The organism is Streptococcus infantis, assembly GCF_047465035.1.
GTDB classification, from domain to species: domain Bacteria; phylum Bacillota; class Bacilli; order Lactobacillales; family Streptococcaceae; genus Streptococcus; species Streptococcus infantis_T.
Map to the genome: position 1 here is coordinate 60,835 of NZ_JASHAQ010000010.1, position 9,863 is coordinate 70,697.

Here is a 9,863-nt window from a genome sequence, read left to right on the forward strand (position 1 = left end):
TCTCCTTTAGGCAGCGGTTAATTTCTTGTGTAGGTAGCTTCCGAGTTTGCGAGCTCCAAAGTTAAAGATTAAAATAAAGATTAGGAGCACCGCAGCAGAACCTGCTGAAACAAGGGTTCCATCAGGAATAGTTCCTTCACTGTTGACTTTCCAAATATGGACGGCCAAGGTTTCTGCTTGACGGAAGATTGAGATCGGACTGGTTACGCTGAGGACATTCCAGTTTGACCAGTCAAGAGCTGGTGCAGATTGTCCTGCCGTATAGATAAGAGCCGCAGCTTCACCAAAGATACGACCTGATGCAAGGACAATACCTGTTACAATACCTGGTAGGGCTTCGGGGATAACGACATGAAGAACTGTTTCCCAACGAGAAAGCCCAAGTGCCAAACCAGCTTCACGTTGTGTATGGTGAACGTGTTTCAAGCTGTCTTCAACATTACGTGTCATCTGTGGAAGATTAAAGACGGTCAAAGCCAAGGCTCCTGAAATAATTGAAAATCCATACTCAAACTGAACTACAAAGATGAGGTAACCAAAGAGACCAACAACGACTGATGGTAGAGAAGACAAAATCTCAATACAGGTACGAACGAAGTTAGTAACACGACCTTTTTTAGCATACTCAGCCAAGTAAATCCCAGCTCCCATTGACAAAGGCACAGAGATGAACAAGGTGATGACCAAAAGGAAGAAGGAATTATAAAGCTGAATTCCAATACCTCCACCTGCTTGGTAAGAAGATGATTTTCCAGTCAAGAAGGACCATGAAACATGAGGTAAGCCTCGAACCAAGATATAGAGAATCAAGGAAGCCAGAATAGTGACAATGATTCCTGCGATGGTATAGAGGACAGCTGTAGCAAGTTTATCTAATTTCTTAGCGTGCATAGTTTTTCTTTCCTCTTTCTTTCGTAATCAATTTAATCACACTGTTAAAGGCCAAACTCATCAAGAGCAATACTAAGGCCAGTGACCAAAGAACATTATTATCAACAGTTCCCATAACGGTATTACCAATTCCCATGGTCAATACAGATGTTAAAGTCGCTGCTGGTGTCGTCAATGAAGTTGGAACAACTGCTGAGTTACCAACAACCATCTGAATCGCAAGGGCTTCACCGAAAGCACGTGCCATACCAAAGACTACTGCCGTAAAAATACCTGAACGAGCAGCCTTCAAGGTTACACGCCAGATGGTTTGCCAACGAGTTGCTCCCATGGCTAAACTTGCTTCACGATAGTGACGAGGAACTGCACGTAAGCTATCAGTTGTCATAAAGGTTACAGTCGGCAAGATCATAACAAAGAGAACGAAAATCCCCGATAAAATACCAAAACCTGTTCCACCAAAGACACTACGTACAAATGGTACAACGACCTGCAAACCGATAAATCCGTATACTACCGAAGGAATCCCAACTAGAAGTTCGATAGCTGGTTGCAAAATCTTAGCTCCTTTTGGCGATACTTCTGTCATAAAGACTGCAGCACCAATTGCAAATGGTGTTGCGATGAGAGCAGATAGGATGGTAACGATAAAGGAACCTAAAATCATTGGAAGAGCACCAAACTGCTTACCTGAAGGGTTCCAAGTTGCACCAAAGAGAAAATCAAAGATATTCACACCATTCACAAAGAAGGTAGATAACCCTTTTTGGGCTACAAAGATTAAAATCATAGCCACAATGATAACAATCAAAGAGAGGCAGGCAAAAGTCAGACTTTTCCCTAATTTCTCAAGACGAGAGTTCTTTGACGGAGAGAGCAATTTTTTAGATAATTCTTCTTGGTTCATTATTGACTCCCTTCTAGCGCTGTTACAGTCCCTGTAGCATCTTTTTCAACCTTCATTTCCTTAACAGAAATATAGCCCATTCCTTTAACGATTCCGTTCTGAGCTTCGTCTGAAAGAACAAAGTTTAAGAATTCGGCAACCAGTTCATTTGGCTCACCAAGTGTATACATATGTTCATAAGACCACAAAGGCCAATTATTCGTGGTTACATTCTCTGAAATTGGTTCATAACCATTGAGTTTGATTGTCCCAACAGAATCATCGACATAGGCAAACGCTAGATAGGAAATAGCTCCAGGGGTTTGAGAAACGATTGATTTGACCATCCCGTTTGAATCCTGTTCCTGACTTTGCATTGCTGATTGACCATTCATGATCACACTATCAAAGGTTGCACGAGAACCTGAACTAGCCGCACGGTTGATAATAGAGATGGCTAAATCTTTCCCACCGACTTCTTTCCAGTTGGTAATTTCTCCTGTGAAGATTTGTCGGAGTTGATCTGTCGTTAGATTATCAACATCTACTTCTTTATTGATAATAACAGCCAAACCTGCAACAGCTACCTTATGATCGACCAAGGCTGAAGCATCAATACCGTCTTTTTCCTCAGCAAATACATCCGAGTTTCCGACATCTACTGCTCCTGACTGAACCTGCGATAGTCCTGTACCAGAACCTCCACCTTGAACATTGACCGTTTTACCGATATGAGCTGATGCGAATTCATCTGCCGCCGCCTCGACTAAAGGTTGGAGGGCAGTTGAGCCAACAGCCGTCATTGACTCCCCACGATCAATCCAACTTGCACATCCTGCTAGTGAACCAGCAAGTAAAAAGGTTGCAAGAAAGAGGGTGAGTTTTTTAATTTTTTTCACTATTTGTCTCCTTGAAAATAATGATGAATAGCTTGGAATTTCGCCCTATTTTTCTATTGTTTTATGCAAAAAATCCATACTTCCACTATAACATAGAATACTGATTTTGACTAGTTTTTTACCTTAAACCTCAAGCCCTTAGGGAAATAATTCTTCAAGGTATTTCCGGTCACTTTTGCAAAACCTAGACCATTTCCACCAACCAAAACTTGATACCAGCCATTTGACAAAGTTTCAGACAGCTGAACTGTTTCACCGGCCACGTATTTGACAAAGTCCGCTTCATGAATTTCAATTCTTTGATTGACTTGGCTTGGTTTTAAGGCTAAACCAAGAGCAAAACTTGGTTCAAAACGTTTTTTCTTAAAGGTTCCAAGATGAAGTCCGTTTCGTGCAATCCTAAGTTTACCCAAATCTGGTAGAACTTCAGGTAAGAGATATAGTTGTTCTCCAAAAGTCTGTAAAATTCCTGGCAAATTTATCTTCAGGTGTTTTTTTTCAAAATCTTGCCATAAACTCAACTGTTCGCGACTGAGATTAGTCTTAAAAGACTTGAACTTCCCTGACTTGTTTTGTCCCTTAAACTGAAGATGGGCAACAAATTGACCTTCTCCCTTAAAACGATGTGGGTACATCCGAGCTGTCTCAGGAAAATCAATCCCAGGAGCCATTCCATTGATATGTGTAACTGGAATCAATTCAAAATCATAACTATCCAGCAACCATTTAATAATTTCTTCGTTTTCTTCTGGAGCCCATGTACAAGTCGAATAGACCAAACGACCACCATCAGCTAACATGGTGACCGCATCCTCTAGAATTTCACGCTGCAAGTCAGCACATTGGCTTGGATATTCTACACTCCAATAATCCATGGCATCTGGCTGTTTTCGGAACATTCCTTCTCCTGAACATGGAGCATCTAGAACAATTAGGTCAAAATATCCCTTAAACACTTTAGCCAAACGATCTGCAGATTCATTGGTTACAACAACATTTGATGCACCAAAACGCTCCATATTTTCAACCAAAATCTTAGCTCGCTTGCTAGAAATTTCATTGGAAACAAGTAGTCCTTCGCCTGCAAGATAAGCTGCCAGTTGAGTTGATTTCCCACCGGGAGCCGCTGCCAAATCCAAGACCTTCATGCCTGGTTTTGGTTGAGCTACTTGTGCAACCATTTGTGCAGCAGGCTCTTGTGAATAGACCAAGCCTGTTACATGCTCAGGTGATTTCCCTGAAACCTTGCCATAATAGCCCCAAGGTGTATGTGGAATAGCATCTGAAAAAGAAACTTGGCTTTCTTTTAAGGGATTGATGCGAAAGGCGGAAACTGCCTCATCATCAAAAGAGGCAAGAAAAGCTCTTGCCTCATCTCCCAATATTTCTTCATATTTTTTTACAAATCCTTCTGGAAATTGCATGTAAGTTTATTTCCTTTCGTAGATATAGGATTGAATTTCTGCCAACTTGTCTGTTGGAACCATCATAATTGGTTGTCGTGTCTGAAAATCCACCGGCTCTCCAGTTAAGGTTACAATCTGATAACCTAAACTTTTTCCAATGATACCAGCTGCAGCATAGTCCCAAGGTTGGAGATAGGTGATATAGGTCAATAGCTGACCAGATAATATTTTTGCAAAACTAATAGCCGCACTTCCATATATTCGTACACCAAGTGAAGCATTAGCTAATTCTGCCACACCCCAGGCGTTTGTTTCCAACATGCCAGCATTACTCGCAATTAGAAAATCTCGCAAGGGCTTATCCTTAAAATTAAGCAAGGGTTCTTCATTGAGACAGGCCTGAAAAGTACCTCCTCCATGATAACAATGACCTTTCATGACATCATAAATGATCCCAAACTGACCCACACCGTTTTCAAAATATGCTACCATAATGGCAAAATCATCACCTTGTGCGACAAAGTTGTTGGTACCATCAATGGGATCAATGACCCAAACAGATCCATGTCCAACTGAAGCACGTAAACATCCCTCTTCTGCACAAAATTGGTCATCCGGAAAATGCGAACGAATCTTATCAATCAAAAAATTCTGAACTTCCTTGTCCAAACGAGTCACCAAATCTGTAGGGGATGATTTTCTCTCAATATGCAATTCTTCTCGCATGTGAGCTAGAATATAGTCTCCTGCTTCCTTGACAATCTCTTTAGCAAACACAAATTTATTTTCCAAGCGAAATCTTCCCTTCCCCTTGTTCTTTAGCCAATTGGACAGCTCGATAGAAGGAATAACCACTCGCAGTTTCAAATTCACGGCCCAAGCGTTTTTCTTCACTCTTGCTTGGAACAACCGCTTTGAATCCCTTATAGGAATCTAGTAGTTTTTTTGCCTCTACCTTAGTCTCATAGGCTGCTTCAACATCATTAAAAAAAGAAAGCACTGAAGCAAGTTCTTCAGTGCTCCACGACAAATCTAGTGGGTAACTATACTGTTTATTCATCTAATTAATACCAGCTCTCAATGTAGCTTCTTTCAGTTCTTGTTTACGGTAACTACGAGGGAGAAAAGCACGAATCTCATCTTCATTAAAACCGATTTGCATCCGTTTTGCGTCAATAATAATCGGACGACGCAAAAGACTCGGATACTGCTCAATTAAATGAAGCAACTCCGATACTGAGATACTCTCTACATCAATATTCAATTTTTGAAAAATCTTTGAACGAGTCGAGATGATGTCATCAGTACCATTTTCGGTCAAGGAAAGAATGTGTTGCAGTTCTTTTCTCGTTAAAGGGCTGGTCATAATATTATGCTCTTGGAATGGCACTTTATGATTCTCGAGCCAGGCCTTTGCTTTACGACATGATGTACAACTCGGTGATAAAAATAGTGTAATCATGCTTTCCTCTTCTTTACATACTTTTCTATTCCTATTATACAAAAAAATAAAGCGCTTGACTAGTTATTTCCGTAAAAAAACCTACTTTTTCAAGAAAAATAGGTTTTTTGGAATCACATATGAATGTTTTGCTTAAATATAGAAATATTCATGTTACAAATGATAGTTTTTCCTACATTTTATTTGGAATCAGTAATACTTTTCTTCACTTATCTATTTGTTTTTCTACTCTGTAGGTACATAAATCCAAAAATCAATTCATACAAGCAGAAAAATAGGAGAAAGGCATGGAGGAAAAAGTTCTCTGGTAGGATGAGAATGACAGGATCCTTTGCTGGATCAAACAACCAGGTATCATCACCTACAAATAGAATCTGATGAAACAAGGTAAAGAACTGCTCAAATCCAATGAAAACTCCAACTAAACCAAGAGCCAAAGGTAGAGAAAGTATGATTAAGAGTGCTCTACGATAAAGTGGCAGAAAACCCTTCCGAATAACTTGCTTCCAAAAAAGATAAAAAATCGGTAGAGTTACTAGTGCTACTCCTTGAGCCAGATGAAATAGTCCCTTCACAACCGCAAAATGGTGTAAACCAGATACCGAAGAAGGTAGGTCTGGCATTTCTAATTGTTGACTAAAAGGATTGGTCAAATAAGCCATCAAAACATTAAAATTATGCTGGATGGTCTGAGGTTGCAGATGAACACGATTTGTCAAGTTTAACCAAGAAATTTCCTGAGGATATAGCAACCAAGCCAAGTAAATAGTCAATAAAATCGCAAGCGAGAGGAGAAAGAAAAGACTTCCTACAAAAGTAAATTTAGTTTTCATCGAAATTCCACTCCGCTAGGCTAGAAACAACATGAGTCGGTGCAATAGGTAAATCTGCTACTTCTTCTGGTTTGGTAAAACCAGTTGTTACTAATAGACTGGGAATTCCATTATCGATTCCTGCGCGAATATCTGTTAGATAGTTATCCCCTACCATGACAATTTCTTGGCGTTCAAGTCCTAGGTGTTCAACAGCCTTATCCATAATAATCGCATTAGGTTTTCCAATATAAACTGGTTTTACACGAGTTGCTGCTTCAAGAAGAGTAATCAGTGAACCAGCACCAGGTAAAAGTCCACGTTCTGTTGGAATATTTAAATCTGGATTGGTGCCGATAAAATGAGCACCTTTATGGATAGCTAGGGTCGCCGTAGCAAATTTTTCATAGTCTACTTGCCAGTCCAAGCCAACAACCACATAGGCTGGATTTTCTTTATCTTCGACATACCCTGCTGCTTGGATGGCCTCCTTTAGGCCTGCTTCTCCAATCACATAAACTGTCTTTTCAAGACCTGAATCATTCATGTAATCAATAGTCGCTAAGGTTGCAGTATAGATCGTCGATACAGGCGTGTCGATGTTGAAGTGATTAGCCAACATCTCTTGGACACTCTCAGGTGTTCGTGTCGTATTGTTAGTCACAAAAAGATAAGGAATCTCTCTTTTTTGTAACTCATGGACAAAAGCTTCTCCTGCTGGAATTCTATCTTTCCCCTTATAGATCGTTCCGTCTAAATCTATTAAATATCCTTTATAAGTCATATCTTTCTTTCTAATCTTTGTTAATTTCTTGCCAAGTTATCTTTGCTTGAGCATTGATATCGCCATCACTTGAGACTTGGTGATTGCTTTCTAGTCCATTCAATTCATAACTAGAAGTAATCATTCCGCCTGGTCGAACTTCCTTGACATATTTGAGGTTGATTTTTTTAGGGATATGATTAGTAAGGAAATCGGCTCCCATGACCTCAAAAATCCAATCCAGGTATTTGCTGTTATTGACGTGACCATTCATATCTAAGTCATAGAAACGAACGTGGTAGTCCTTGCTTATCGCTTCTTCCAGCTCTGTATATTTTGGCCCACGGACCAGTTTCTTAGAAAACTCAGATTGATAAGGAGCGACAATTTCTGGTACTACAGGATGAACCTTTCGACTCTCACGATCCATAAGGACAAAGGTAGCTAGCATATGAATGATTTCTTGACCATTTTCATCATAAATAGTAAATCGGCGGTAGCAAAAGAGACGATTATAAGTTAAAGCTTCTGTTTCAATGGTGATTTCCTCAGCAAAACGAGGCAAACGAACCACATCAATATCATAATCCGTGATAATCCAGACCAGATTATACTGTTCTAAAACATCCTTGTCACTCACTCCCAGTTCAATTGACTGCATCCCTGATACCTGGAGAGACAACAAGATCACATCTGGTAGCTTGATATGGCCATTCATGTCAGCCATATCAAAAGGAATTTTCATCTTCATTTGATAAGTTAAGCCCATAATTTTACTCCAATATAAATCGTTCTGCTACTGTATCACCTAAGAAGAGCCCTCTCTTAGTCATACGAACATGATCGCCATCAACCTGCATAAGACCTTGTTGAATCAAGTCTTTGATGATGTCCCCATAAAGTTCTTGGAAAGACTGTCCAAATTTTTCTTCAAATCTCTCCATGGAAACTCCAGACTTCTTGCGAAGTCCAAGGAACATCTCTTCTTCCATTTGCTCCCTTTGACTCAAGTGTTCTTCATTGATACGAGCACTTCCCTCTTCTACTGCCTTTAAATAATGGCGGATCGGCCCATGGTTTTTATAGCGAACACCATCTACATAGCCAGATGCACCTGCACCAATACCATAATACTCAGCATTGTCCCAGTACATAAGATTGTGACGACTTTCAAATCCTGGTTTTGAAAAGTTAGAAATCTCATAATGCTCGAAGCCAGCTTTTTCTAGCTCTGCAATGATATAGTCAAACATCTCTGCTTCTAATTCTTCCTTAGGAAGAGGTAGTTTCCCTCGTCTCATGCGATTCATAAAGACCGTATGATTTTCTAAAATTAAGCTATAGAGACTCATATGAGGAATATCAAGGGCAATTGCCTTGGCAACATTGTCCTTGACCTGATCAATGGTCTGACCAGGAAGTGCGTAAATTAAGTCAATGGAAATATTGTCAAAACCAGCCAGTTTGAGACGATCGATATTTTCATAAATATCCTTTTCCGTATGACTACGCCCTATCTTTTTCAGCATTTTATCATCAAAGGTCTGAACACCTAGTGAAACACGATTAACTGCAGAATTTTGCAGAACAGCAATCTTATCAGCATCCAGGTCACCAGGATTAGCCTCAATAGTCAATTCTTCTAAGACTGACACATCTAAGTTTTTAGTCAATCCTTCTAACAAAACTTCCAATTGAGAAGCGGACAAGGCTGTCGGTGTCCCACCACCAATATAGAGTGTACGCAATTTTTGAATATCATAAGAATAAAATTCTCTCAGTAGATGCTCTAAATAGCTGTCTACTGGCTGATTTTTGATAAAGACCTTGGAAAAGTCACAATAATAACAAATCTGTGTACAAAACGGAATATGCACATAGGCTGATGTCGGTTTCTTCTGCATAGTATTTATTATACCACAAAAGCGAACAATACTTAGAATTCCGTTTAACAAAATCCTAGCATTGTTCGCTTTCTTTATCTAAACATTCTTTTTATTTTACGACTAACATGATTCCCAGAACCAATCTAGTTTGTCTTTATAACACAAAAGAATGAATGTTTATTTGACTAAATTTTTAGTCTTCTTTTTTCTTTCCAAGAGCAAGTCCAAGACCACCTAGAATACCAAGAAGACCTAGAGATGCAAGAGTCGCATTTGATTCAGTACCAGTATTTGGCAATACTTTTTGAGAATCATTTGACTTAGCTCCATTAGTATCAGGTGTTACTGGCGCAACTGGTGTTTCTGGTGTTACCTTAGCTGGAGTTTCTACTGGAACTTCAACTGCTGGTTGACCTGGTTCTGTAATCTTACCTGTTCCTGGAACTTTACCTTCTGGTAATTCACTGTTTGGTACTTTACCTTTACCGTCTTCACCGATTGTGACTGTGATTGGGTTACCATCTTTACCTGGGATTTCTACCGTAGTTCCTGGTGGGTATGTTGAGCCATCTGGTTTCTTCGGTGTTACTGTAACGTCACCTGTCTTAGGATCTTGTTCAACATCTAGTGTTGGTGTCTTACGAGCTGGTGTTGTTACATCTACTGGTTGTGATGTTTTCTTGTTAGGTTCGGTTACTGTTCCTGTACCTGGGACATCTTTCTTAGGAAGCTTGTCATTTGGTACTTCACCTGAACCATTGTCGCCAATTGTAACTGTGATTGGTGTGCCATTTTCACCTGGAATTTCTACCGTAGTTCCTGGTGGGTATGTTGAACCGTCTGGTTTCTTAGGCGTTA

General features: G+C 39.8%; 12 protein-coding genes. All 12 read right to left on the reverse strand.

Annotated features, from left to right (window positions below; genetic code table 11):
• Nucleotides 1-6: 6 nt before the first annotated feature.
• Nucleotides 7-891, reverse strand: a complete 885-nt coding sequence (pstA, locus tag QM406_RS06080) for a phosphate ABC transporter permease PstA (RefSeq protein WP_000543058.1) — start codon at nucleotides 889-891, stop codon at nucleotides 7-9.
• Nucleotides 881-1,798 carry a phosphate ABC transporter permease subunit PstC gene (gene pstC / locus QM406_RS06085; RefSeq protein WP_045763363.1) on the reverse strand — a complete coding sequence of 306 codons (918 nt, stop codon included), beginning with the start codon at nucleotides 1,796-1,798 and terminating at the stop codon, nucleotides 881-883. Before pstC ends, pstA begins: the two co-directional genes overlap by 11 nt.
• Complete coding sequence (locus QM406_RS06090) at nucleotides 1,798-2,676, reverse strand: phosphate ABC transporter substrate-binding protein PstS (RefSeq protein ID WP_371607632.1); 879 nt, start codon at nucleotides 2,674-2,676, stop codon at nucleotides 1,798-1,800. Before QM406_RS06090 ends, pstC begins: the two co-directional genes overlap by 1 nt.
• Nucleotides 2,677-2,786: 110 nt before the next feature.
• Nucleotides 2,787-4,100 (reverse strand): RsmB/NOP family class I SAM-dependent RNA methyltransferase, encoded by a 1,314-nt coding sequence (locus tag QM406_RS06095; protein ID WP_371607631.1) that lies wholly within the window; start codon nucleotides 4,098-4,100, stop codon nucleotides 2,787-2,789.
• Between the two features lie 6 nt (nucleotides 4,101-4,106).
• Nucleotides 4,107-4,874, reverse strand: coding sequence for an inositol monophosphatase family protein (locus QM406_RS06100; RefSeq protein WP_371607630.1), 768 nt, complete (start codon nucleotides 4,872-4,874; stop codon nucleotides 4,107-4,109).
• Entirely contained in the window at nucleotides 4,864-5,142 is a 279-nt protein-coding gene (locus QM406_RS06105; protein ID WP_045763367.1) for a UPF0223 family protein, read from the reverse strand. The genes QM406_RS06100 and QM406_RS06105 overlap by 11 nt, the downstream gene beginning before the upstream one ends.
• Entirely contained in the window at nucleotides 5,143-5,544 is a 402-nt protein-coding gene (locus tag QM406_RS06110; protein ID WP_045763368.1) for a Spx/MgsR family RNA polymerase-binding regulatory protein, read from the reverse strand.
• 209 nt (nucleotides 5,545-5,753) lie between these two features.
• The gene (locus tag QM406_RS06115; protein WP_414273717.1) at nucleotides 5,754-6,377 is read right to left on the reverse strand and encodes a TIGR01906 family membrane protein; all 624 of its coding nucleotides are present in this window, start codon (nucleotides 6,375-6,377) and stop codon (nucleotides 5,754-5,756) included.
• Nucleotides 6,367-7,140 carry a TIGR01457 family HAD-type hydrolase gene (locus tag QM406_RS06120; protein ID WP_414273718.1) on the reverse strand — a complete coding sequence of 258 codons (774 nt, stop codon included), beginning with the start codon at nucleotides 7,138-7,140 and terminating at the stop codon, nucleotides 6,367-6,369. The genes QM406_RS06115 and QM406_RS06120 overlap by 11 nt, the downstream gene beginning before the upstream one ends.
• Before the next feature lie 10 nt (nucleotides 7,141-7,150).
• Complete coding sequence (locus QM406_RS06125; RefSeq protein WP_414273719.1) at nucleotides 7,151-7,888, reverse strand: acyl-ACP thioesterase domain-containing protein; 738 nt, start codon at nucleotides 7,886-7,888, stop codon at nucleotides 7,151-7,153.
• Nucleotides 7,889-7,892: 4 nt separating this feature from the next.
• A complete protein-coding gene (hemW, locus tag QM406_RS06130; protein WP_414273720.1) occupies nucleotides 7,893-9,023 on the reverse strand; it encodes a radical SAM family heme chaperone HemW in 1,131 nt (376 codons plus the stop codon).
• A gap of 175 nt (nucleotides 9,024-9,198) precedes the next feature.
• A partial coding sequence (locus tag QM406_RS06135; RefSeq protein ID WP_414273721.1) for an LPXTG cell wall anchor domain-containing protein occupies nucleotides 9,199-9,863 on the reverse strand: 665 nt, incomplete at its 5' end.